Genomic DNA, 23,877 nt, shown 5'->3' with positions numbered 1-23,877 from the left:
TGCACTAGGGCACTTTAATTTGCCCTAGATATTTTGTCTTCAATTACGATCGTGTTTCTTCCGTTATCTTTTGCTTGGTAGAGGCATCGATCGGCAATTTTCACCCATTTAATAACATCGGTACTAAAATCAGCATCCGCAATGAGCGCTCCGAAACTCGCCGTAACAGAGAATGATTGCCCTTCTGAATCTGTGAACTGCTGATGTTCTATGTGTTGCCTTAATGCGTCAAGCTTTTGCTTTATTGCAGCGACAGTGACATAAGGGACAACAATAAGAAACTCTTCGCCACCAAACCTAACTACGCAATCGGTTTCCCGTGAAAATTCATCTCTGAGCAATCCTGCAATTTTTATTAAGCACTCATCACCTGCCAAATGGCCGTAAGTATCATTTAGGACTTTAAAATGATCTAAGTCCAACATTACTACAGCCATAAGCGCGGTATTGCGCTGTGCCGATTTTTGGATATAAGTGAAGTTAGTATCTAAGAAGCGACGATTATTCACTTGTGTGAGGCTATCGACCAAAGCCAAACTTTTCAATTTTTCATTGGCGCTGTTGAGCTCACCGGTTCTAATTTTGACTTGCTCTTCTAAGTGCAATTGGTACTTCGCCATTTCTGCCTTGTTGGCTTTAAACTCGTTATATAGTTCTTTCACCTCAATTGAAGCGTCCAAATATAGAGGTTGAAACTGTTCAATCTGATCATCATCGTATTTTCTAATTTGCTTGATGATAAAGTTCAATGAACGAGTCAATCTCCGACCAAATAAGTTAGCGATAATCGAGGCAAAAATCAGTGTAATCATCAAACTGACGAAGATGACCATATACTCTCGTTCAATCTCAGCTATGGTCACGTCATAATTAATTAGGCTATAAACATGCCAGCCGGTATCTAATTGTTTTACTATGAAGGCGTATTCTTCTCCAGTGCTATTGTTTATACGCAGGCGTGGATGAGTAGAGGCATCGTCAACTTTCTCAAAGGTAAATGGTTCCAATGGCACTAATGATAGCCCTTCGGAGGAAAAAATCACCTTATCTTTGTGATCGGTCACCACCAAATTTACATGCTTATTTTCAAAAATAAGTGTAGTTAACTCATTGATTTGCCCTAAATCAATAGACCCTTCTATGATGCCAGAGATATTACCATCTTGATAAATAGGTGCGCTTATGGCGACGATGATGTCGTCGCCAAATCCTCTCCCTTGAAAAACGTCTGACATATATAGTGCTTGGCTTTTCATTGCTTCGATAAAGTAAGGGCGATCGGTAACCCAAGTATCCGTTGTCTGGATAAGTGTTTGTAATTTATCTGGACTTGCAGCTGTTACTTTGCCTGAGCTGTCAGCCACTAACATAGTGATAAAGCCCGAGAACTCTTGTTGGACATTGTTTAGCACGTGCTGTTGCTGCGCCAATGGTTGGTCACTTAATATTCGACTTGTGTTTTGAATAACTTTAATTTGGTTGTCGATGTACAAATTGGCTACATTGGCGTATCTAACAGCGCTATTTTCTAATATTGACACCATGTTGCGTTGTGAGTATTGAATAACGCCTTGGCTGATAAATAAAGTCGAAGCCACCACGGCAAATGTGGTAATCAAAACAATGGAGTGAATGAGTTGTTTACGTAAACTTCTAACAATATTAGGTTGCTGCTCCCAACCAAACTTTGTGTACCGATCTATAAAGAAAGCGAGTAAGGTCGCAATAGTGGTATAAAGGATGGCATTAAATCCTTGTTTTAAGGTGATAAACACCCAGTACACATCACCTTGTGGATTGTTCAGCCATATAAACAATGCTGAAAGTGGCATACCAATGATGAGCCAATAGAAAATATCGGCAAAAAATATATATACACCTTTACTGCGTGCGTAGGAAATAACCAATGCTTCGAGGCCAAAGGTGATAAAACCGAAAGGGTGTCCCCAAATAAAGTATAACGGTGTAGCTGCTATAAGCGCAGAAATTAATGCATAAGAGGGTTTTAAGCGCATGGCAACAATGACGAAAGCAGCATTGCCAAAAATAAGCTGAACTTGTGGCAGGAACGGAAATGACAGTGTATTGAGTAATGCGCCGATAATGCCAAGTGTTACAGCAAAAAGAAGTGGATATAAAACTCTTTCTTGCACCGCGGACATGCCAATGTGTTTTTCCATAGAACCTTTATTTTATTATTTTGGGTTTAATAGTAACTTCGCTGCTTGTTCATGCTTTTCTAATGAAAGCAATGTTTTAGCATATACCTTAATGTCTTGTTCGCATAGCTTAGTTGTTGATTTTTGGTATAAAGTATTAAAAGCTTTCTCTGCCAATGTCAGTTTTTGGCCTGCGTAAGCAAAATGTCCAAGGCAGCTTAACCAATGCTGTTCCTCAGGATTTTTGTGTAGGTGCTTTTCTACTGCAATAATTAAATCATCACAAGAGCTTAACGGCAGAGCTTTGATGCCATTGATCAAACTCGTATCTGCGCCTTTTTTCACTACAGGCAGTATTAATTTTTCTAATGGTTCAATAATCTTGTGTTCAGCGAGTACTTGGCAGTAGGCCAGCAGCACAGTGTGGTTTTGCTTAAGTTTACGGGGCAATTTTTGCCAATAGCTGAATAGAGCATCACGATCTGTTGCCGTTATTAACAGATTAAGGTGGCCAGTAAATGCTGCTTTTTCCCATTGAATCACTTTGTCATTATCAATGGATTTTTCTTTCCGCGCCTTATTAAGCCACTCAATCGCTTTTTCAAAACGCTTTTCGATTAGGCATAGGTCAATCTCCAGAGCCAATAAGCGGGCATCATGTCCAATATGCCGATGGTGTTCGTCAATTAATTCACGCGCTTTATTGAATTCCTCACGGCTTAACAATATTTTAATTTGCACTAAAATGTTTTCAAGACCAACATCTTTTAATTCTTGTTCTTGATGTGCAACCAGTTGTAAATAATGATCGGTATTAGTACCTAAATCTTGTTTTTGTGCAGCACTGGCTGCCATTAAATAGGCGATTTTTTGTTGTTGTGAAGGCTCGGCACTTTTCGCGAGTAAGTGCTCTGCTTGTTGATAGTCGCCAAGCAAAAATGCAGCAATGCCTTTATTCAGATCGCGCTGCCCTCGTCTTCTACTAGCGAATACAATTTTATTCCAAGCCCCTAGGCTTAACTTAAAACCGCCACGCATTATCTTTATGACTATCATTAAACCAATAAACACTAATGTCAGCATAATAATGGCGGTAACCACAGAAGACTCAATGGTGATGTCGCCCATGGCAATTAAGATATAACCTTTTTCACCAATTAAAAATGGCACTGAGGCAACGGCAGCAAAAAACAGGAGTACGAATACAATTAGCTTGATCATAGCATTGCTCCGTTATTGTCTTGTTTCTCAGGTTCTTCTTGTTGCTCTTGAGCATTGACTGCGGCTTCGGCCATATTGGGCTTGCCATCTTGCTTATCTTTATTTGCGTTAGAAGTAATTGGCTTGGCCGAGTCTATTACCGCTTCTTTTACGTTTTCCGCTATGTTCGGGACAGTGTTTTGTTGATTGATTTGACGGCGAATTGCTTGCAATGATTGCAATTTTGCAGGCAACGCTAAATTGATGACAGCGCTTTGTAATCGACTAAGCTGCTGAGTAAATTGCATTGTTGCGTTGTGATCCGTATCAAAATATTCACTAATCCAATGTTGCGCATCTTGTAGTGCTTTTTGATATATCTGTGCTTTTTGCTGACTGGCTGCCCACTGCGCTAGTTGCAATTTCAGGTAGAGGTTATCAGTTAAGCTCTGTTGCTGTTGTGGTGTTAACAATGCTTCAACATTGGCTGTTCGGCGTTTCACGGTAATGAAACTGTCAAGAAATCGTTGCCAAGATTTAGTGATATTTTCTCGCCAATCATCGGTGTTTTCCGAGAGCGTAAAAGGTTGCTCAGGTTCAGTGGTGCCTGGCAGGTGTGCCATTGCGATGGGAAGTTGTTTAATCTGCTCTGCCATTGCCATCAAGGTCAAAATGGTTTCTTCTGTGGCCAGCTTTGGTTGCAGTTTCAATTGTTCAATGTCTTGATTAATAACCTGACGAACCGGAAGCAAGCTCGGATCGTTCAGCTCGCTAAGTCGAGCATCTGCATCTTGTAATAAACTGATTGCTGCAACCGTGTCTTTCTCAAGCCATAAACTACGTGAGGCGATCCGAATCAGATATTCAGCTTCGTGCATCAACCAGTCGCTGGGTTGGTTTTGGCTCAAACCCTCAACTCGTTGTGCGAGTGATTGCAGTTTTGTATCACTGTCGTTAAGCAATTGAGTGATGTTTGTGGTTAGCTCGCCCGCCAGTTGACTTTGTCTAGCACTTACTTGATCGAGTACTTGTCGCTCACTGGATTGTTGCTGTGATTCGTTTTGCGCCAATAGCTGTTCAATTAGAATCTGATGTTGCTGAGTTTGCCAATAATAGTGACCACCAATGCCAGCAATGGCAATAATAGAGAGTATAAGTGCGAGAATGCCAGATTTAGAAGTAGATGATGTCACGGTTGTCACAGGTTGTTGAGTTGCTTTACGATGAGCCACTTTAGCTGAGGTTGGCTTCTTAGCTAAAGGTTTTTGTTCTTCACGTTCAGGTGAAACATTTTTATTATTGCTTTTGGCAGCTAGGTTTTCTGCTGAATCTTCATTTTTTTTTTCACTGACCGTTGATGTTTTTTTCTCTGTCATGAGCTTGTTCCATGTTGTGCAAGGCACCTAGAATTGCCTCATCAGATGCACCATAAGCGCAAAATACGTTTTGTAGTCCTAACGCCGAGGCGTTCTTTGCGATACGTTCACTGGCAACGATCCATAAACAACTGTGTTGCCAAAAATATTCTTTATTCTTTGTTAATTGTACAACGCTTTGCAGAATTTCGTTACTGGTAATAACAATACAATTAACATTAAGTTGTTGCCATTGATGACAAATATCTTCCGGTTGTTCAATCCAACGTCGTTGATAACTTTCAATATAATGGACTTGTGCACCTCGCCCTCGCAAACTTTCAGCGATCAGTTCGCGGCCGCCGTTACCTCTGACAATAATGATATTGCGATTGTGGGGATGAGATAATTCGCTTAATTCAAGTAAGCCTTCACTCGTTTGAATTTCAGGGCTAATGACGGTGCTAATACCCAAGGATATCAATTTGTTCTTTGTTGCTTGGCCAACAGCTAATACGGTGCAACTAGGCCAATGTGATAAAGGTACAGTTTGATGTGCGTATTCAACTGCTGCCACACTGACAAAGATAATAATATCTGGATTTGTTTCCAAAACATTGTAATAACTTTGTTTAGACGTTAACGGTTGGTAATTAAATAGTGGCGCGCAAACAGCGTCAAAGCCTTCTTGGCTTAATGTTTTAGCTAAGGCGCGACCCTGTGATTCGGGTCGCGTGATCAGTACCTTGTAGTGTTTATTGCTCATAAACCTGTTTTAAGATTTCATCGGCACCTTGCTCTAATAGTTTTTTCGCTAGGTCTAAGCCTAGTTTTTCACCGTCAGTACATGGACCCGTCACTTCATCATGAAGAATTGTACTACCATCAGTTGCACCAACTAAACCGCGCAGGTAAATCTCATCACCATTAACAGTGGCGTAGCTGCCAATAGGAACCTGGCAGCCACCTTCTAAAGCGCGATTCATAGCGCGCTCAGCCAATACTCTTACCCGTGTTTCTTTACATTCTAGTGGAGCAATTAAGGCTTTTATTGTGTCGTCATCGGTACGACACTCTATCCCTACCGCACCTTGGCCATTGGCTGGCAACATAGTTTCAGGTTCGATATAGCTTTTAATGCGCTCAGGCATTTCAAGACGAATTAACCCAGCAGCAGCTAAGATAATGGCATCGTATTGTCCTTCGTCTAGCTTTTTAAGTCGGGTATTGACGTTGCCGCGAAGATCTCGAATATCTAGGTCTGGACGCATTGCTTTTAATTGGCACATGCGGCGTAAACTCGAGGTGCCAACAATTGCACCTTGTGGCAAATCATCAAAATTTTCAAACGTGTTTGACACAAATGCATCACGTGGGTCTTCACGTGGGCAAATCACTTCCAAGCCCAATCCTTCAGGAAATTCAACCGGTACATCTTTCATCGAATGTACGGCAATATCAGCGCGGTTTTCCAACATGGCTACTTCGAGTTCTTTAACAAATAAGCCTTTTCCGCCGACCTTTGCTAAAGGGGTATCCAAAATTATGTCACCTTTGGTGGTCATAGGCACAAGTTCGACATTAATGCCGGGATGAAAATGCTCTAATTGTGCTTTTACATATTCAGCTTGCCATAACGCTAAAGCGCTTTTTCTGGTTGCAATGCGCACAGTTGCGGTTGTCATGTTGTGTCCTACTCTTATTCTGCTGATAGTGAAACTGAAGCGTCAGCTTGTTTGCTAACTGCATCAGATAAAAATTGCCAAAACTCATCGCCACCACGCTTATCAATCCATTGTTCATTATCAAAATGGAAGTGATGACCATTGAACTTGGTGGCAACCCAAATTTCGTGCAACGGTGCTTGCTTATTAATAATAATCTTTGTGCCGTTTTTAAAGGTTAACGTTAATAGTCCGCTAACACCTTCATAATCAATATCTTCGCCGCAATCTTCAATTGCTTCTTCTACAGCTAAAATTAACTCGTCTGCGGTAAAATTGTACTGGCTGTCATTCATTTATTCGTTCCGTGGATGATAAGACTTGTAATAGTTGATATGCATATGCGTATAATACCAGTCCAAATAACTAATACCAGTTGATTTACCTCAAGATCCCATTGTTTAATGAGCAAAATTGACGTCAATATGAATCTATAGGCAATGAAACGTAAAATTATTTTATTACTGTTAGTTGGGTTACCATTTGGTTTAAACGGTTGTGGTATGCCAGGGCCGTTGTACGAAACACCTGAATCAGCGCCAACTACTGATGAACAAGACTCGAGTGTAAAGGACGATTAGTTGTGGACTATTTCAATCGAAAAGAAGATAGCCTTTACGCCGAAAGCTGTTCAGTGAGTGAGCTCGTCAAACAGCACCAAACGCCACTTTATGTATATTCACGCGCCACTATTGAGCGCCATTGGCATGCATTTGATAGGGCCGCAGGTAGTATGCCCCACCTTGTTTGTTATGCGGTGAAAGCAAACAGTAATATTGCGATACTGAATGTATTAGCGCGCTTAGGTTCTGGGTTTGATATTGTTTCGCAAGGTGAGCTTGCTCGTGTTATTGCTGCCGGGGGCGATCCGAAAAAGGTCGTTTTCTCAGGTGTTGCGAAAAAATCGAGCGAAATTGCGTTTGCACTAAAGCATCAAATTTATTGTTTTAATATTGAATCGGAGGCAGAGCTCTATCGTATCAATGAGGTTGCTCAATCTCTTAACGTAATTGCACCCATTTCTTTTCGTGTAAATCCCGATGTCGATGCGGGTACTCATCCTTATATTTCAACAGGGTTAAAAGAAAACAAGTTTGGCATTGCGATTGATGAAGCGCCAACCCTATACCAACAAGCTAAAGCGTTATCGCATATTGCTATTAAAGGTGTTGATTGTCATATTGGCTCGCAATTGACCGAAGTAAAACCTTTTTTAGATGCACTAGATCGTGTTTTAGTCTTAATTGATACCTTAAAAGACAATGATATAGCGCTCAGTCATATTGACGTTGGTGGTGGTTTGGGGGTCAATTACGATCAAGAGCAGCCGCCACACCCTCAAGAATATGCCGAAGCCATTGCCAAAAAACTTCAAGGCTATCCTCATACACTGATTTTTGAGCCGGGTCGTGCGATCATGGCAAACGCAGGTATTCTAGTGACTGAAGTAGAATTTCTAAAAACAAACCAAGATAAACATTTTGCCATTGTCGATGCCGCCATGAATGACCTAATTAGGCCGTCCTTATACCAAGCTTGGCAAAATATTATCCCGGTTGAGGTCAATCACGAGGCAGAGTCAAAAAGTTATGATGTTGTAGGCCCAGTCTGCGAAACCGGTGATTTTTTAGGTAAAGAAAGGACATTGGCCATTGCGACTGGCGATTTACTAGCGGTTCGATCCGCAGGGGCCTATGGATTTACCATGAGTTCAAATTATAATAGCAGACCTCGAGCTGCTGAAGTGCTAGTTGATGGCGAGCAAAGCCACTTAATTAGACAAAGAGAGAGCGTTGAGCAATTATGGCTTGGTGAACAGCTACTTCCTTAAATAATGTGACAGTAACAATAAAAAGATAATTAGATGCTTGTAAACTTCTCAAAAATGCACGGCTTAGGTAACGACTTTATGGTCCTTGATAACGTTACCCAGAATGTTTATTTGCCCAACGATCAAATTAAACTGTTAGCCCACCGTAATTTTGGTATTGGCTTTGACCAATTGCTTGTGGTTGAGCCGCCATACGACCCCGATTTAGATTTTCACTATCGGATATTCAATGCCGACGGTAGCGAAGTTGGGCAATGTGGTAACGGTGCTCGTTGTTTTGCGCGTTTTGTACGTAGCAAAGGGTTGACTAACAGAAACAAAATTAAGGTTTCAACGCAAGCAGGGAAAATGACCTTGTTTGTGGAACGAGATGGCAATATTTCCGTTAATATGCCAACACCACAGCTCGAGCCAAGCCACATCCCCTTTATAGCAAAAAAAGCCGAAGGTACCTACATTTTAAGGTGTGAAGAGCAAACAGTGCTTTGTGGAGCTGTTTCAATGGGAAATCCTCATTGTGTGGTCACTGTTGACAACATCAAAGATGCACCGATCGACACATTGGGTAAAGAATTATCAACGCATGAGCGCTTTCCAAATGACGTTAATGTTGGCTTTATGGAAGTGGTTTCACCAGATTTTATTAAATTACGTGTCTACGAGCGCGGTGTCGGTGAAACATTGGCTTGTGGTAGTGGTGCTTGTGCGGCGGTTGTTATCGGACAAATACAGAAAAAATTGGCGAAACAAGTCACGGTCGAGTTACCCGGTGGCAGATTAAGAATATTCTGGAAGGGACAGGGGCATCCAGTTAAGATGTCAGGCCCTGCCGTTCAAGTTTTTGATGGACAAATACATATATGAGCGAACAAAACACAATCCATTCGGATGACAGCCCGTTGACAGACGAATTGGTGGTCAGCTTTTTACAAGATAACCCCGATTTCTTTAATCGAAACCCTGCGTTAGTCACGCAATTACGTATCGCTGATAGCCATCGTGGCACCGTCTCATTAGTAGAGCGTCAACAGCAGCAGTTGCGACAAAAAGTGCATGGTTTAGAAGAAGAAATTACGCATTTAATGTCGATGGCTAATCAAAACGAGAAACTTTTTCATGTTTACTCTAATGTTTATATAGAACTTTTGGATTGTAAAACAACGAAAGCGTTATTGGATAAATTGCAAGGCGCAACCGTTGATTTATTAGCATTAGCTGAATTTAAATTATGGCTCAGCGAGGATGTTGATGAAACACATGAAAGTATCATCAACACAGATTGCCGTAGCTTGATGCAAACACGTTTAGAAAAAGACGAGTATTATTTTGGCCGATTACAACAAGCTGAGTACGACCAGTTATTTTCAAATTCAGGCAATGGCTCAGTTGTTTTAATTAAATTAATTCATGACACTCGAACTCTAGGCTTTATCGCCTTTAGGAGTGAAGATGCCGAACATTTTGATCCACGCATGGATACGTTATTGCTGAGTCAATTTAAACGTTTAGTCTCAAAGTTACTTGCACAGAAATTATTGGACAACTAAATAAACGTGAGATTTTATCGCCGACTTACGTCATTTCAGGCAATCAGTTTTGACTTGGATGATACTTTATATGCTAACCGCGATGTGATGGTCGCGACCGAAAAAAGTATGGTAGCTTATTTTGAGCGAGTATTGGCCTCTTATAATCATGAACAACAAGTATTCGATCGTTGTTTTTGGTGGGCATTTCGCGCTCAAGCTATAAAAACTGAACCGTCGTTGGCCCATGAAATCACAGACGTAAGGCGACAAACCTATCGCTTAGGCATATTGTCTTTAACTGGCGACCAAGAATTATCAGTATCACTTGCGGAACAAGCGCTTGCCCACTTTATAGAAAAGCGAAGTGACTTCAAGGTGCCAGATTCTGTGCATGCATTATTAGCCCGATTGGCAATGCGTTATCCATTGATCGCAATATCTAATGGTAATGTTGATGCAAAGGCGATAGGCATAGAAAAATACTTCTGTCATATGCTACATGCCGGTAATGGAAAATTAACTAAGCCCAACGTAGATATGTTCACAAGGGCAGCGAATCAGTTGGGCTTACCTTTATCACAAATTCTTCACGTGGGGGATTGTGGTCATGCTGATGTTTTTGGCGCGTTACGCTCTGGTATGCAGAGTGTCTGGTTATCTTGCTACGATGTAGGAAAACCCTTACGCGTTGTACCCCACGTTGAAATTACCGATATTGCTCAATTAGAGCGATTGGTTTAATTAACCTCTTAACTAAATAGCCGATTTTTCAGGCATAAAAAGCTTATGGACGTATCAGATTTAATAGACTCGCTAAATGATCATCAGCGAGAAGTAGTTGCAGCCCCTTTACAAAACATGTTGGTGCTCGCTGGCGCCGGTAGTGGTAAAACACGGGTATTGGTGCAGCGTATTGCATGGCTAATGCGTGTTGAAAATACCTCTCCCCATAGTGTGCTCGCGGTAACGTTTACCAATAAAGCTGCAGCGGAGATGAAAGCGCGGGTTGAGCAAACTGTCGGTGGCATTATTCATGGGATGTGGATAGGCACTTTCCATGGCTTAGCGCACAGGTTATTGCGTATGCACTTTCAGGAAGCTAACTTGCCGCAGAGCTTTCAGGTACTCGACTCTGATGACCAATTGCGTTTAGTTAAGCGTACGATACGAGCGCTAAATTTAGATGAGAAAAAATGGCCTGCAAAACAAGCGTGCTGGTATATAAACGGAAAGAAAGATGAAGGATTAAGGCCGAAGCATATTGAAACTCATTACGATCCAACAGAGCAGACTTTTGTTGATATTTACAAATCCTATCAAGATGCGTGTGATCGTGCAGGATTAGTCGACTTTGCTGAACTGTTGTTACGGGCTCATGAGTTATGGCTGAATCATCCGCTATTGTTAAAGCACTACCAACAGCGGTTTGGTCATATTCTAGTGGACGAATTTCAAGACACTAATGCTATTCAATATGCTTGGCTAACCATGCTTGGGAAAGAACAAAGTCATGTGATGATTGTCGGCGATGATGATCAATCCATTTATGGCTGGCGCGGCGCCAAAATAGAAAATATTCAACGCTTTCTAAAAGACTATGAGCAAGCGAAAACAATTCGCCTAGAGCAAAATTATCGTTCGACCGCCAATATCTTAAATGCGGCAAATCACCTTATTGCTAATAATAATAATCGATTGGGTAAAGACTTATGGACAGAAGATAAAGACGGTGAAAAGATTTCTGTCTATACCGCGTTCAATGAAATTGATGAAGCACGCTTTATCGCAGGCCGAATAACGCAATGGCGTATTGATGATGGCACACTTGATGACGTCGCCATTTTGTATCGTAGCAATGCGCAATCACGATTGCTGGAAGAAGCATTATTACAAGCGCAGTTACCTTATCGCATTTATGGTGGTTTACGATTTTTTGAACGCCAAGAAATTAAAGATGCGTTGGCGTATATGCGCCTAATTAACAACCGAGATGATGATGCGGCTTTTGAAAGGATCATCAACACCCCAACGCGAGGCATTGGTAATCAAACTGTGGCCATAGTGCGCGATGCGGCGCGAAGCCTTGAAATGACCTTATGGCAAGCGTGTAAGAAAATGATTGCCGATAATGAGCTGAAAGGGCGTGCTGCTAAAACGATAGGGCTTTTTATAGACTTAATTGATCAACTAGAAGATGACTCGACCAATCTAGACTTGGACCAACAAGTAAATTTCGTTATTAGTCACAGTGGCTTAAAGGCTATGTACCAAGCAGAAAAAGGTGAACGTGCACAGGCAAGAATTGAAAACTTGAATGAATTGGTTACGGCTTGCCAAACTTATGAAGTCGATCCTGAACTAGAAGATGAACAAACCCCGTTAACATCATTTCTTACCCATGCAGCACTGGAAGCCGGAGAGTCACAAGCCGATGAATATGAGCCTGCGGTGCAGTTGATGACTATGCACTCGGCAAAAGGATTAGAGTTTCCATTGGTGTTTATCGCCGGTTTGGAAGAGGGCATGTTTCCATCTCAACAATCACAAGAAGACATTTCTCGCTTGGAAGAAGAGCGACGGTTATGTTACGTTGGCATGACGCGGGCAATGCGAAAATTGTATTTATGTCATGCAGAAAGCCGCCGGCTTTATGGCCAAGAGAAATACCATAAACCGAGTCGTTTCTTACGCGAATTGCCTCCAGCATGTGTCGAAGACATTCGATTACAAAGTCAGGTCTCAAGACCCGCGACAACAGGACGTTTTTCGTCTACCTTTACTACAGAGACATTCGAAAATACCGGATTCACGTTAGGGCAACGAGTGCTTCATCAAAAGTTCGGCGAAGGTGTCGTACTCAATTATGAAGGCGCAGGTGCACAAAGTCGTATCCAGGTGAATTTTGAAGATGTTGGTATAAAATGGTTAGTGGTCGCGTATGCGAATTTATCACCATTAGAATAAACATGAAGTGTGAATAGGAAAAAATAATGCCAGAACGCCTATTGGTCGTTGAAGACAGTAAAGCTATAGCTAAAGTTATAGAGCAGTTAGGGAAAGCGTTGGGGTTTGAAGTTACTGTGGCATATACGCTTGCCGATGTTGAAGCCATATTGCAAGGTAACAAGAAATTTTTTGCAGCTACCATCGATTATAATTTACCGGATGCTCCTGATGGTGAAGCGATCAGTTGTGTTTTGTCACATGGCATTCAAAGCGTGGTGATGACGGGACGGATGGATGAAGAGACCCGTCAGAAAATACTCGCTCAGCCTGTCATCGACTATATTCCAAAAGAAAATAGTCAGGCATTTATGTACTTAAAACGTATTTTGCACGGCCAATTATTAAACCGAGGTAGTGGCATCTTAGTTGTCGATGACAGTGTTTCAGCTCGGAATCATGTGGTTGAACTGTTAAAGCGTCGAAACTATTCGGTTTTTGTCGCAAGCGACGGTCAAAAAGCACTGGAAGTCATCGCGAATCACCCGGAAATTAAAATGGTGATCACGGATTTGGAAATGCCCGTTATGGATGGGATAACATTAACTAATGAAATTCGTAAAAAACACAGTCGAGATAGAATAGCTATCATAGGCATTTCTGGCGCGAATAATGGAGTGCATTCTGCACGTTTTATAAAAAATGGAGCAGATGATTTTTTACGTAAACCATTTTGTCCGGAAGAGTTTTATTGCCGAGTAACCCAAAATATCGAGAATTTGCATAATATCGAGCAAATTCAGCGAGCTGCAAATACCGATTACTTGACAGATTTACCTAACCGTCGGGCATTTATTCAATCTGCACAGCGCAAGTTGCCTGAAATGATTGAAAAGAATATCCCCTATTGTATGGCGATGATAGATATTGATTTCTTCAAGAAAATTAATGACACCTACGGACATGAAGCGGGTGATAATGTACTTAAAGTCGTTGCCTTATACATGCGCAAACACTTATCAGGGGCGCTATTAGCAAGATTAGGCGGCGAAGAATTTTCGATATTAATGCCAGGGTTAGATGAAGACCAACTTTATGGTCGATTAGATGACTTACGTCGTGAATTGTCAGTCTCGCAGATCCCTTACGAAGGTCAGCAAATAACCATGTCGGTTTCTATAGGTGTTGTGTTTAATTCCAATGCTTCATTAGCTGCACAAATGAATGAAGCAGATCAGGCGCTTTATTATGCAAAAGAGAACGGTCGCAACCAAGTCTCAATTGCAGGGCAAAATCATGACTAACGCTAAGTAACACTAGCTTAGTGATTGCAAGGGCCGCTTATGAAGTGGCCTTTTTTATTTTCTGTCGGGCCCTAATAGAGTCGACGCTGAAAATCACTAAGGCAGTCCAAATAAGTCCAAATGTAGCTAGTTTTGCTGGAATCAACGGCTCGTCATAAAGTGCTATTGCCAAGATAAACATAATGCTTGGACCAATATATTGGAAAAATCCCAAAGCCGCCAATGTCAGCCTCTTAGCTGCTGCCGTAAAGCAAAGCAGCGGCGCAGTGGTGACAATGCCTGCCATGATCAGGGTAATATTTAGATTGGTGCTATTTTCAAACATATTTGCCGTTGGGCTGGATAAGAAAACGGACCAAAAAATTAACGCAATGGGTAACATCAATAGCGATTCAACCAATAAACCGACAAAAGAGTCGACATGCAGTTTTTTACGTAATAACCCATAAATGGCGAAAGTGCCGGCAAGAGCAAGGGAAATGATCGGTAATGTGCCTAACAATACTACTTGGATCATCACGCCAGCGATAGCTAAACCTACTGCGATACCTTGCCATCGACGTAGCCGTTCACTCAAAAATATCATACCAAGCGCAACATTGAGCAGGGGGTTTATATAATAGCCTAAACTCGCATCGAGCAGATGGTCATTGTTCACGGCCCAGATAAACATAAACCAATTGGTTGCTAATATTGAGGCAGTTATGGTGAGCTTAAGTAACAATGCCTTATTGGTTAATATGGCGATCAGAGCAGGCGTTTTTTTCATCGCAATGACAATTACTAATAAAAACGCACTTGACCATACAACCCGATGAACCAATATCTCGCTGGCAACAACATCACTAAGTAATTTAAAATAAAGCGGCGCGACTCCCCACATTACGTAGGCAGCTATGGCGTTAGCTATTCCTGAACGAGATGAATGGTTATCTATTTGATTTGTCATTATTAATATGAATTTGGACGCATAATGGAAGCGAAGTCTAGCACAATGTGCCTGCTAAGCCATGACATTGCAGTGTTTTATTGATTGTGATTCGTAAGCGCTTAGGTACAATGCCGTCATATCATATAACCGGTGAAATTTTTTTGACCAACGAACTCGCTTCTCCTTCTGCAATTGACCTGCAAGACTCCTTAAAGCACTTATTTGGCTATCAGACTTTCCGAGCTGGCCAAGCTGAGATCATTCAGCAGGTTATGTCAGGACGTGATGGTCTTGTATTAATGCCTACGGGCGGTGGCAAATCGTTATGTTATCAATTACCTGCGGCAATTATGCCGGGTGTTACAATAGTGGTTTCACCGTTAATATCGTTAATGAAAGATCAAGTCGATGGCCTTAACCGTCAAGGGATCAGTGCTGAATTTGTAAATTCTAGTCTAACATCAGAGCAAATTACGCGCATTTTTCAACGATTGTCAGTGGGTGAAATAAAACTATTGTATGTGTCACCTGAACGCCTAACCCAGCATTATTTTTTGCAAGGGTTACAGGATTTACCGATCAGTCTTTTTGCTATCGATGAAGCCCATTGTATATCACAATGGGGACATGACTTTAGACGCGCTTATACACAGTTATCTTGTGTAAAGAGCTATTTTCAGCATGTTCCTGTGATGGCGTTAACTGCTACCGCCGATGTCGCAACTCGTCGTGATATACTGAATCAGCTGCAGTTACATGATCCTTATGTGCATTTAGATAGTTTTGATCGACCTAATATTCGATTGACTCTTGCGGAAAAGTATAACGGTCAACAACAAATTCTGGGGTATGTACGTAAGCGAATATCTGATTGCGGCATTATCTATTGCAGTAGCCGATGGCAAGTTGAAAAGCTCTCTAAGTACTTAGCCAGTGCGGGAATAAATTGTGCGGCCTATCACGCAGGACTAGAGCCAGAAATCAGAGCATTCGTTCAAGATGGTTTTACCAAGGATAATATTCAAATTGTGGTGGCTACCGTCGCTTTCGGCTTAGGTATCAACAAGCTTAATGTACGCTATGTGGTGCATTTTGAACCCCCAAGAACGATTGAAGGTTACTATCAGGAAATTGGCCGTGCAGGCCGTGATGGTTTACCCGCAGAAGCTTTATTCTTGTACGATCAGCAAGACATTGATCGTATTAAAAAACGTATTGGCGACGGAGAAAATGAGCAGCGTAATCAAGTCGAGTTACAACGCTTTAATGCAATGACCGGGTTTGTTGATGCGCAGAATTGTCGTCGTCAGGTGATATTGAATTATTTTGCTGAATTCACCAAAACACGCTGTGGTAACTGTGATATTTGCTTGGATCCCCCGAGCGAGTTTGATGCAACAGAAGTTGCGCAAAAAGTATTGTCTTGCGTATTTCGTATTAAACAACAAGGCGACATTCAGTATGTTATAGACGTACTACGTGGAGAAAAAAGCGATAAATTAACGGCTTTGGGTCATGACAGTGTTTCTACTTTTGGTATCGGAAAAGAGAAAACGCCGGGCTATTGGTTTACGATCGTTCGACAACTCATTCACTTAGGCTACTTGCAACAAGACATCGCTAACCATTCGGCACTGTGTTTAACAGAAGCCTCTAGGGCCGTATTGAAGGCTCAAGAGCCGTTGATGTTAGTCAAGCCAAGATTACAAAAAGCCAGTTATTGGCGTCAAGATTCGCCTGCCAGCAGCTATGATAAATCGTTATTTATAAAAATGCGTACGCTGCGTAAAGAAATTGCCGACGCGGAGGATGTGGCACCATTTATCGTCTTTAATGACGCTACATTATCCGAGCTGGCTAAGATAAAACCGCAATCTTCTTCAGAGATGTTAGAAGTCAGTGGAGTTGGCGACACGAAGCTAGCTCGATACGGGCAAGCCTTTATTTCATTGATTAAAGAGCATGTTAGCGCATAACTGTGTACACCATTGCACATAGGAGAACACAGCTTATCATCTTGCAGTTACCGAGCCGTCTTCATCATCGAAGCCGTTTTAGGGTTGGCAAGTAAGTCTGCAAAAACTTGCCAACGTCTATCATGATCCCCGTTACCTGTCATTTTATCGACATACTCACGTACCAGATCTTGCCCTAAATTGTAGTTAATGACATAGGCTCTGTTTGCTTCAATAAAACCGATGCGTTGCATTGATTTTTCTTTGGTTGACAGTGCGTATTTCATCAGCAATTCAATTGCTTGTTCTCTATTGATTTCACCATCTAAGTAGCGCTTTGCTACCATATTATCGGCATAAGAGAGCAACGATAATTTGTCTTGAATTTGGTAGTATCGTTCTACCTGAGTCGGATCCATTCCAGCCAGTGGAAAAAGTACTTCCGTTTCAAACGCCAAACGTTCAGCTTTTGGAAAAGCTACCTCTATTCCGTAATTTGCACTTCCTTCTGCCAGTAGGGACTGTGGTGAGAACAGCGGGTAAACACTAAATTCTACCCATTTAAGGTTGTTGACTAAGTGTTGCTCCATTTGAGAATTAAATACGTGATGTCCAGGGTAACCTTCATGGCTGGCTAAATCGATCGCTCGGTCAATATAAATAGGAAAATCTGTATTTAACTGAATGACACTGTAATTGCCGCCTTTGTACCAGTTATAACCGCTCCAAACTTTGTCCGTCACATATTCAATTTTAAAGTTTTCTTGTGCCGGTAACTGGATATGCTGTTTAGTGCGTTTTCGTGCCTCATCAATGGCAGCAACAAAAACGGCATCGAGTTTATCCAAGGGAATAACAAACTGTTTCTTGTAGTGATTGAGTCGATTATTGAGCTCACCTTCGCCAGGAACAAGCTTATCCAACTCAATTAACGCACTATCAAGCTGTGTCTCTGAAATTGTTGGGGAGATGGCGTCATATAAGCCTTTTGATTCATCATCGAAACTGACGTGTTCGCCTAACTGTAATCGAATAAACATCTCCATTGATCGAACTTGAATGATTAACAGCTCCTGCCGTTGATAAAGTGCGGGTTTAATCACTACTTTTTCAATACCAATACGTAATTCTTGCGCACTTACTAATAATGTTTCAAGCGATGTTTTTTCTTGTATAGGTTTAAACGATGCAGGGCCATAATAAGCATCAATGTATGATGGGTGGTGTTGACCAATTTTTAGAGCAAGCTTGACATATTGTTCAGCCAATTGGTCAAGATTAAGTTGCACATTCATGGTAGTAGTCTCAGGGGTGGGTGAGCATGCTGTTAAAAGCATTACCCACATGGCAGTATAAAATCGTATAAGCATCATAATCATTTAGCTGATAAACAGTCTAAGCAATATAACAGCCATTAAAAGATATACAATATCCAAAGCGTCTTTTAGGCACAAAAAAAGCGCCCAAAAGACGCTTTTTGGTTGTCACTTATCTTTACTTCATGCTTGCATAGAATGCAGCTAAGTTAGCCATATCAGCGTCAGATAAGCCCATTGCCATAGGAGCCATGACTGGATCTTTACGCGTTCCATCTTTAAAGGCTTTTAATTGCTTAGCAAGGTATACTTCTTTTTGACCCGCTAAATTAGGGTACATTGGAATCGCAGAAATACCTTCAACACCGTGACATGCCGCACACATCCCTGATTTTGCTTTACCAGCTGCTGCGTCACCTGCATATGCTGGTGAAGCTAATACTGCTGCTGTAGCAAGAGCAAGAGTAATTTTCTTCATAATTGCCATCTCTCTTTGATGATTAGAATTTTAATAAAGTCTTAACCGATTATAGGGAAAAAGACCTCAATTGTCCTTGATTATTTTAGTACTATACTATGACTGAATTTGATCCAACGCAACATAATGATGATACCTACATTGTTTAAGCTTACCAGCTCTATATCTGAGCAACTGCCTTTTGCAGTTACCCCAGTAAAACCTACGCCTTTACGCGATTCGTTTCTTTTAACCTATAGCCGATCTTGTGGCGATTTACTCGGTTTACCAGCCAATTTTTGGCAATCTCCAGAGTTTAAAACGGTCTTGGCAGGTGAAAAATTACCTAAAGGTGGCGTGTATACTGCACAAGTATACGCTGGACACCAGTTCGGTCAGTTTGTTCCTCAATTAGGTGATGGGCGCGCCATATCTATAGGTGAGATTAGCAATCATGTAGGTGAATCTTATGAGATTCAGCTTAAAGGCTCCGGCTTAACACCATATTCTAGAATGGGTGATGGTAGAGCTGTTTTACGTTCCTGTATTCGAGAGTTTCTAGCAAGTGAAGCAATGGCTGCTTTAAATATACCGACTACGCGCGCGTTGAGTATTGTTGGAAGTAATGAAGAGGTTTATCGTGAGCGAGTCGAACAAGGTGCAATGATGGCACGCGTGGCGCAAAGTCACATTCGATTTGGTCATTTTGAATATTGGTTTCATCGCAATAAAATCCCTGAGCTTACCCATTTAGCAAACTATTGTATTGAACAGTTTTATCCCGAAGCAAATACTCAAGAGCTTCCTTATTTATACTTGTTTGAACAAATAGTACAGCGCACAGCAACGCTGATTGCACAATGGCAAGCTCATGGCTTTGCTCATGGGGTGATGAATACCGACAATATGTCAATTTTGGGTCTTACTATTGACTATGGCCCCTTTGGCTTTTTAGATGATTATAACCCAGGGTTTATTTGTAATCATTCGGATAGTTCGGGACGATATGCATTTGAAGAGCAACCAAGCATTGGTTTGTGGAACTTAAATGCATTGGGGTTAACGTTTTCGACATGGTTGTCGGTACAGCAAATCACAACGGCGTTAAAGGCGTATGAACCCGCTTTAGTTAAACGCTACCTAAGCATTATGCGACAGAAGTTAGGACTTGCTAACTGGCAGGCTTCAGATCAACAATTGTTAGGGCAATTGTTGGCTATTATGGCGGAGCAAAAAGCTGACTACACATTGACATTCAGATTGTTGAATTCGGTTGATGTTGATGACGTTAATAATGCCAATTGTGATGCGCTGCTACAGCTATTTAGGTGTCAAAAGGACATAAAGAAATGGTTAGTAACTTACAGGGCGCGACTGCAAGAAGATGCTTTGCGTAAAGACGAAAGGGTGAAAGAGCAAAACAAAGTCAATGCGCTTTATGTTCTTCGAAACTATCTAGCTGAACTTGCGATCAAAGAGGCTGAAAGCGGTTGTTACCATACGTTAGAAAAGTTGCACTCAGTACTGTCGACGCCCTTTACTTGGCAAAGAGACAGCGAGCTTTTTGCCGAAAAAGCACCTAATTGGGGAAAGAAATTGGAAGTATCATGCAGCAGTTAGCATTTAATTATCAACTACTAGTTAAGCCAGACATTATTGAGTTAAGGGCAGATGTTGATTTTGAACAAGAAGATATCAAACCGATGGCTCACTATTTACTCTCTAAAATTGCTGATAGTCGCTTGATAGAGATAGTCGAAGGTGTTGATCGAGCTTATTTTAGAGCCGACATACAAAATCAGTCCTTCACAATTAACTTTGAAGTATACAGTCAATCATGTTGGTTGGAACCTGAGAGTCCAAAAGAGCAAGCGGTATTGCACCATATAACCTCATTTTTATAACCGTTAAAACAGCACGATTCATATTGTTGACTATACTTACATGGGGCGTTGCGAGTTTTATCGCAATGCCCATGAGTGTTTAAATAATATAATTAATTACGGGCTGTATAAGTTAATGAAGATCCAACAAAAAGTCATTTTTTATCCATTACTGATTATGGTAGTGACTTTTATGATCGGTTTAGTTGGTGTTGAATACCAGGTCAAACAAACATGGGTAAAGCAAGTAGACAAAGAACTTAAAGTGTTAAGCCTAAGTACGTTAACGTCTATTGGTTATATAAAAGAGCAAGTTACTGCTGAAAATGAACGTTCGGCACTCGGGCACTTGAGTCAAAAGCAAACTCAACAATCAGATATTCGCCTCAGCATTATCAATGATAAGGGCAAACTTGTTGCTGACTCGATGCTCAGCGAAGAAGAAATTATAAGCGCAGGTAATTACTTAGCTCTTGAAGAAATTAATAAGGCTCAGGTGACAGGAAATTCACGGGTCGTACGTTTTAGTGATTTTTTTGCTAAATCAACCGTTTTTATTACTCACTTTGACGGACATAGTGGCTACTATGTCCGTGCTTCAACCCCAATAGATACCTATCAAGTTGCTATACATCAAATTCGAAAGGGTTTTATCGCGGTAGTTGTTATTGCCGTGGTGACAATCTTGAGCTTTGGATACTTTCTTCGTCGCACAATACAAGAAGCAGTAGATAAGGAAAGGAGCATACAAGATATTAGAGTAGCCGATAAAACACGTGAAATTACCTTGTTACAAACGATGATGACCATGCTCAATGCGGCAGAAAATTTTGATGAGACAGGGCAAGTCATTTTAAGCATTATGCCAAGGTTACTGCCTGACTTAAGCGGTAAGTTATACCTACTCAATGATAATGATGAACTTAAAGACTTAATTAGTTGGGGGCCAGAGCTTAGCGAAAACGTTTCAATTTTACCTGTCAATCCTAATGACAATAAGACCGAGTTTATTACAGAGCAAAAAGAGCTACCTGAGCACCTAGCGAATTATCAAACATCGAGGCATTTAATCTGTGTAGATTTAATTGATCAAAATAAATTATTTGGTGTAATCCACTTCCTTGGCAGCAGGGACAAAGTGCATGATAAAAATATTCGAAATATTGTTATGCAGCTTTCTGAACAAATTAGCCTTGGGTTAACAAATTTACGTGTTAAAAAACAACTTCACTATCAGGCAATAAGAGATCCTCTCACAAACTTATATAACCGACGATTTATGTTAGAGGGATTTGAACAAGCAATAAATAGAGCTGAAAGGCATGACTTAAGCTTAGCCGTATTGATGATTGATATTGATCACTTTAAGGCTGTAAATGATAAATTTGGCCATAAAATGGGGGATGCTGTATTAGTTGCCATTGCCGAACTATTTAAAACCAATTTGCGTTTAGAGGATATTGCCTGTCGTTTTGGCGGTGAAGAGTTTTGTATAATTTGCCCTGACACTAAACTAAAGGACGCATTTACGCTCGCTGAAAAGCTCAGATTGAGTACAAGTGAGTTAAATATTGTAGAACAAGACTTGCGAATAAATAAAATCACTATATCTACGGGAATAGCTGTTTTTCCTAATCATGGGCAAGGCACACAACAACTAATTAATGAAGCCGATAAGGCACTATATATTGCAAAAAATAGAGGGAGAAATAATACGGTTGTCGCGGCAAATAGTCAGGTAGAACATAATCAATAATGTTAATTCAGGTCGTCAATGTTAATATTTCACCAATTTATTTCACCTTTCGTTAATACAATTTTATGAAAAAAATTCTTGTAAGCGCTTGTTTTCTTGGCGCTAATGTTAGATATGATGGTGTTGTTAAAGCACTTGACCATCAACGGCTGCTGAAGTGGAGGAAAGAGGGAAGACTTATTTCTGTGTGTCCCGAGGTGGCGGGCGGTCTACCTACGCCCAGAGCTCCTGCTGAATTGCAACCTAAATCATCTCTTATTGTTGACAACTTGGGCGTTGATGTCACAAATGCATTTTTACATGGTGCTAAACATGCGTTGCAACTTTGTCGAATGCATGGAATAAAGTATGCGCTACTCAAAGAATATAGCCCGTCATGTGGTAGTGAACAGATTTATGATGGCAGTTTTAATCAGCAAAAAATCAACGGGATGGGGGTTACTGCCCGATTATTAAAAGAAAATGATATAACGGTTTACTCAGAGCTTACTTTAGGAGAGCTGATAAAAATAGTAGATTAACACTAAGCTACGGCAACGGTATTTCTGCCAGTTAGCTGAGCTTGCTTCAAAGCCGTTTTACTGCGTGTAATTAACGATTCAAGAGATTCATTGAGTTTATATTCCGTTACACCCAATGATATGGTCATTTGCGGTAATCGCATGCCTGATTTACTACTGATAAATCTTATTTTTTCAACTCCTTGTCGAATTTTCTCTGCAATCTCGCTTGTAATGGATTGCTCTACATCAGGCAATAGAATAAAAAATTCATGATTTCCAGTTCTTACAGGTAAACCACTGTCATCTACGTAACGGTTAATTTTACCCGCGATCTTGGACAGGATGACATCACCAATTAATGAACCAAATTTCTCACTGAATTGACTAAAATGATCAATATCTATAACTAAAGCGCCAATTTTCTGATTTGGGTTGTCTACAATCCAGGCATCAAAATGCTTGCTCAGCGCTTTCTTATTATATAGGCCGGTAATTGCGTCAAAATACAGCTCTTTTTTTGCTTCATCTAATTCTTTTTTCAAAGAGCTCGTTTTTTGTTGAGACGAAATTATTTGCTCTGCAAATTTATGCTGCTGTTGGCGCAGGGTCTTAGAGGCCTTTCTTAAGCGCAATGCTGCCATCTTCATTTCATCAGGAGTACCTGATTCGATACACGCTATATCTTCATCCATTGAATCGACCACATTTTGTGTGGCCATGGAAGTTTGCATGCAGTCTTTTTGAATCTCGGATAAGAGCTCATCCACATCTTCTACAATATCTACGCGAAAATTGTTTTGTCCAACAACGTGATCGATATAGAGCTGTTCAATAATAAAATTATCTGGCTTACCATTGGCTTTGATGTGATGATCTATGGCTTTATTCAAGGCAGCGTTTTTGCCGACAATGTACTCATACGCCACGGCATAATTAATCGGTGTAGCAGGCAGTCGCCAATCACTCAACGTTTCAAGTGATAACGCTAATTTATTACTCGCTTGCTGAACAGAATCATGATGTTTCAATGA

The 23,877-nt window shown here is 40.9% G+C and carries 22 protein-coding genes; 12 read left to right on the top strand and 10 right to left on the bottom strand.

Translation table 11 applies throughout. The features are described 5' to 3' along the window. Window positions 1-14: 14 nt before the first annotated feature. The 6 genes from QUE03_RS18925 to cyaY are packed head-to-tail and all read right to left on the bottom strand — an operon-like array spanning window position 15 to window position 6,734. The gene (locus QUE03_RS18925; RefSeq protein WP_286263560.1) at window positions 15-2,180 is read right to left on the bottom strand and encodes a sensor domain-containing diguanylate cyclase; all 2,166 of its coding nucleotides are present in this window, start codon (window positions 2,178-2,180) and stop codon (window positions 15-17) included. A 15-nt stretch (window positions 2,181-2,195) separates the two neighbouring features. Beyond that, window positions 2,196-3,380 (bottom strand): heme biosynthesis HemY N-terminal domain-containing protein, encoded by a 1,185-nt coding sequence (locus QUE03_RS18920; protein ID WP_286263557.1) that lies wholly within the window; start codon window positions 3,378-3,380, stop codon window positions 2,196-2,198. Further along, entirely contained in the window at window positions 3,377-4,735 is a 1,359-nt protein-coding gene (locus tag QUE03_RS18915; RefSeq protein ID WP_286263555.1) for a uroporphyrinogen-III C-methyltransferase, read from the bottom strand. Before QUE03_RS18915 ends, QUE03_RS18920 begins: the two co-directional genes overlap by 4 nt. Further along, window positions 4,704-5,480, bottom strand: a complete 777-nt coding sequence (locus QUE03_RS18910; protein WP_286263553.1) for a uroporphyrinogen-III synthase — start codon at window positions 5,478-5,480, stop codon at window positions 4,704-4,706. Before QUE03_RS18910 ends, QUE03_RS18915 begins: the two co-directional genes overlap by 32 nt. After that, window positions 5,470-6,399: a hydroxymethylbilane synthase gene (hemC, locus tag QUE03_RS18905; protein ID WP_286263552.1), complete on the bottom strand. Its 930-nt coding sequence runs from the start codon at window positions 6,397-6,399 to the stop codon at window positions 5,470-5,472. Before hemC ends, QUE03_RS18910 begins: the two co-directional genes overlap by 11 nt. 14 nt (window positions 6,400-6,413) lie before the next feature. Next, window positions 6,414-6,734, bottom strand: a complete 321-nt coding sequence (gene cyaY, locus QUE03_RS18900) for an iron donor protein CyaY (protein WP_286263550.1) — start codon at window positions 6,732-6,734, stop codon at window positions 6,414-6,416. 144 nt (window positions 6,735-6,878) lie between these two features. Here cyaY and lptM point away from each other — a divergent pair, with 144 nt between their 5' ends. Genes lptM through QUE03_RS18865 form a run of 7 tightly spaced genes read left to right on the top strand, consistent with a single transcriptional unit; the run spans window position 6,879 to window position 14,045 of the window. Continuing rightward, a complete protein-coding gene (gene lptM / locus QUE03_RS18895) occupies window positions 6,879-7,019 on the top strand; it encodes an LPS translocon maturation chaperone LptM (protein WP_286263547.1) in 141 nt (46 codons plus the stop codon). Window positions 7,020-7,021: 2 nt separating this feature from the next. After that, entirely contained in the window at window positions 7,022-8,269 is a 1,248-nt protein-coding gene (gene lysA / locus QUE03_RS18890; RefSeq protein ID WP_286263545.1) for a diaminopimelate decarboxylase, read from the top strand. 33 nt (window positions 8,270-8,302) lie between these two features. After that, window positions 8,303-9,133 carry a diaminopimelate epimerase gene (gene dapF, locus QUE03_RS18885; RefSeq protein ID WP_286263543.1) on the top strand — a complete coding sequence of 277 codons (831 nt, stop codon included), beginning with the start codon at window positions 8,303-8,305 and terminating at the stop codon, window positions 9,131-9,133. Further along, on the top strand, window positions 9,130-9,816 hold the full coding sequence (locus QUE03_RS18880; protein ID WP_286263541.1) for a DUF484 family protein: 687 nt from the start codon (window positions 9,130-9,132) through the stop codon (window positions 9,814-9,816). Before dapF ends, QUE03_RS18880 begins: the two co-directional genes overlap by 4 nt. 6 nt (window positions 9,817-9,822) lie before the next feature. Next, entirely contained in the window at window positions 9,823-10,539 is a 717-nt protein-coding gene (locus QUE03_RS18875; protein ID WP_286263538.1) for an HAD-IA family hydrolase, read from the top strand. Between the two features lie 45 nt (window positions 10,540-10,584). Continuing rightward, window positions 10,585-12,762 (top strand): DNA helicase II, encoded by a 2,178-nt coding sequence (gene uvrD / locus QUE03_RS18870; RefSeq protein WP_286263535.1) that lies wholly within the window; start codon window positions 10,585-10,587, stop codon window positions 12,760-12,762. 26 nt (window positions 12,763-12,788) lie between these two features. Next, window positions 12,789-14,045, top strand: a complete 1,257-nt coding sequence (locus QUE03_RS18865) for a response regulator (RefSeq protein ID WP_286263533.1) — start codon at window positions 12,789-12,791, stop codon at window positions 14,043-14,045. Between the two features lie 37 nt (window positions 14,046-14,082). On the opposite strand, the gene rarD is transcribed toward QUE03_RS18865, so the two are convergent. Continuing rightward, window positions 14,083-14,994: an EamA family transporter RarD gene (gene rarD, locus QUE03_RS18860; RefSeq protein ID WP_286263531.1), complete on the bottom strand. Its 912-nt coding sequence runs from the start codon at window positions 14,992-14,994 to the stop codon at window positions 14,083-14,085. Between the two features lie 110 nt (window positions 14,995-15,104). Here rarD and recQ point away from each other — a divergent pair, with 110 nt between their 5' ends. Then, entirely contained in the window at window positions 15,105-16,952 is a 1,848-nt protein-coding gene (gene recQ, locus QUE03_RS18855; protein ID WP_286263528.1) for a DNA helicase RecQ, read from the top strand. A 47-nt stretch (window positions 16,953-16,999) separates the two neighbouring features. Here recQ and QUE03_RS18850 read toward each other — a convergent pair whose 3' ends face one another. Together QUE03_RS18850 and QUE03_RS18845 are read right to left on the bottom strand one after the other, a co-directional pair. Next, on the bottom strand, window positions 17,000-18,304 hold the full coding sequence (locus QUE03_RS18850) for a hypothetical protein (protein ID WP_286263527.1): 1,305 nt from the start codon (window positions 18,302-18,304) through the stop codon (window positions 17,000-17,002). Between the two features lie 121 nt (window positions 18,305-18,425). After that, on the bottom strand, window positions 18,426-18,725 hold the full coding sequence (locus tag QUE03_RS18845; protein WP_286263524.1) for a c-type cytochrome: 300 nt from the start codon (window positions 18,723-18,725) through the stop codon (window positions 18,426-18,428). 126 nt (window positions 18,726-18,851) lie between these two features. On the opposite strand from QUE03_RS18845, the gene QUE03_RS18840 reads away from it, so the two are divergent. The 4 genes from QUE03_RS18840 to QUE03_RS18825 all read left to right on the top strand — a co-directional run bounded on the left by QUE03_RS18840 (window position 18,852) and on the right by QUE03_RS18825 (window position 22,864). After that, on the top strand, window positions 18,852-20,324 hold the full coding sequence (locus QUE03_RS18840; RefSeq protein ID WP_286263522.1) for a protein adenylyltransferase SelO: 1,473 nt from the start codon (window positions 18,852-18,854) through the stop codon (window positions 20,322-20,324). Further along, window positions 20,312-20,608, top strand: a complete 297-nt coding sequence (locus tag QUE03_RS18835; protein WP_286263520.1) for a DUF3630 family protein — start codon at window positions 20,312-20,314, stop codon at window positions 20,606-20,608. The genes QUE03_RS18840 and QUE03_RS18835 overlap by 13 nt, the downstream gene beginning before the upstream one ends. A 115-nt stretch (window positions 20,609-20,723) precedes the next feature. Beyond that, complete coding sequence (locus QUE03_RS18830) at window positions 20,724-22,343, top strand: sensor domain-containing diguanylate cyclase (protein WP_286263518.1); 1,620 nt, start codon at window positions 20,724-20,726, stop codon at window positions 22,341-22,343. A gap of 65 nt (window positions 22,344-22,408) precedes the next feature. Beyond that, the gene (locus QUE03_RS18825) at window positions 22,409-22,864 is read left to right on the top strand and encodes a 2-thiouracil desulfurase family protein (protein ID WP_286263516.1); all 456 of its coding nucleotides are present in this window, start codon (window positions 22,409-22,411) and stop codon (window positions 22,862-22,864) included. Between the two features lie 2 nt (window positions 22,865-22,866). Here the strand turns inward: QUE03_RS18825 and QUE03_RS18820 are convergent, their stop codons facing one another. Beyond that, window positions 22,867-23,874 (bottom strand): GGDEF domain-containing protein, encoded by a 1,008-nt coding sequence (locus QUE03_RS18820; protein WP_286263513.1) that lies wholly within the window; start codon window positions 23,872-23,874, stop codon window positions 22,867-22,869. Window positions 23,875-23,877 lie beyond the last annotated feature (3 nt).

Origin of the sequence: Thalassotalea atypica (assembly GCF_030295975.1) — a bacterium.
Lineage (GTDB): Bacteria > Pseudomonadota > Gammaproteobacteria > Enterobacterales > Alteromonadaceae > Thalassotalea_F > Thalassotalea_F atypica.
Note: the sequence above shows the minus strand (reverse complement) of the source record. Positions and strands in the feature narration are given on the sequence as shown.

What these genes read in the sequence shown, in the direction of transcription:
- QUE03_RS18925 (WP_286263560.1), bottom strand. Translation starts at nt 2,180, where the DNA reads ATGGAAAAACACATTGGCATGTCCGCGGTGCAAGAAAGAGTTTTATAT.
- QUE03_RS18920 (WP_286263557.1), bottom strand. Translation starts at nt 3,380, where the DNA reads ATGATCAAGCTAATTGTATTCGTACTCCTGTTTTTTGCTGCCGTTGCC.
- QUE03_RS18915 (WP_286263555.1), bottom strand. Translation starts at nt 4,735, where the DNA reads ATGACAGAGAAAAAAACATCAACGGTCAGTGAAAAAAAAAATGAAGAT.
- QUE03_RS18910 (WP_286263553.1), bottom strand. Translation starts at nt 5,480, where the DNA reads ATGAGCAATAAACACTACAAGGTACTGATCACGCGACCCGAATCACAG.
- hemC (WP_286263552.1), bottom strand. Translation starts at nt 6,399, where the DNA reads ATGACAACCGCAACTGTGCGCATTGCAACCAGAAAAAGCGCTTTAGCG.
- cyaY (WP_286263550.1), bottom strand. Translation starts at nt 6,734, where the DNA reads ATGAATGACAGCCAGTACAATTTTACCGCAGACGAGTTAATTTTAGCT.
- lptM (WP_286263547.1), top strand. Translation starts at nt 6,879, where the DNA reads ATGAAACGTAAAATTATTTTATTACTGTTAGTTGGGTTACCATTTGGT.
- dapF (WP_286263543.1), top strand. Translation starts at nt 8,303, where the DNA reads ATGCTTGTAAACTTCTCAAAAATGCACGGCTTAGGTAACGACTTTATG.
- QUE03_RS18880 (WP_286263541.1), top strand. Translation starts at nt 9,130, where the DNA reads ATGAGCGAACAAAACACAATCCATTCGGATGACAGCCCGTTGACAGAC.
- uvrD (WP_286263535.1), top strand. Translation starts at nt 10,585, where the DNA reads ATGGACGTATCAGATTTAATAGACTCGCTAAATGATCATCAGCGAGAA.
- QUE03_RS18865 (WP_286263533.1), top strand. Translation starts at nt 12,789, where the DNA reads ATGCCAGAACGCCTATTGGTCGTTGAAGACAGTAAAGCTATAGCTAAA.
- rarD (WP_286263531.1), bottom strand. Translation starts at nt 14,994, where the DNA reads ATGACAAATCAAATAGATAACCATTCATCTCGTTCAGGAATAGCTAAC.
- recQ (WP_286263528.1), top strand. Translation starts at nt 15,105, where the DNA reads ATGCCGTCATATCATATAACCGGTGAAATTTTTTTGACCAACGAACTC.
- QUE03_RS18850 (WP_286263527.1), bottom strand. Translation starts at nt 18,304, where the DNA reads ATGATGCTTATACGATTTTATACTGCCATGTGGGTAATGCTTTTAACA.
- QUE03_RS18845 (WP_286263524.1), bottom strand. Translation starts at nt 18,725, where the DNA reads ATGAAGAAAATTACTCTTGCTCTTGCTACAGCAGCAGTATTAGCTTCA.
- QUE03_RS18840 (WP_286263522.1), top strand. Translation starts at nt 18,852, where the DNA reads ATGATGATACCTACATTGTTTAAGCTTACCAGCTCTATATCTGAGCAA.
- QUE03_RS18835 (WP_286263520.1), top strand. Translation starts at nt 20,312, where the DNA reads ATGCAGCAGTTAGCATTTAATTATCAACTACTAGTTAAGCCAGACATT.
- QUE03_RS18830 (WP_286263518.1), top strand. Translation starts at nt 20,724, where the DNA reads ATGAAGATCCAACAAAAAGTCATTTTTTATCCATTACTGATTATGGTA.
- QUE03_RS18825 (WP_286263516.1), top strand. Translation starts at nt 22,409, where the DNA reads ATGAAAAAAATTCTTGTAAGCGCTTGTTTTCTTGGCGCTAATGTTAGA.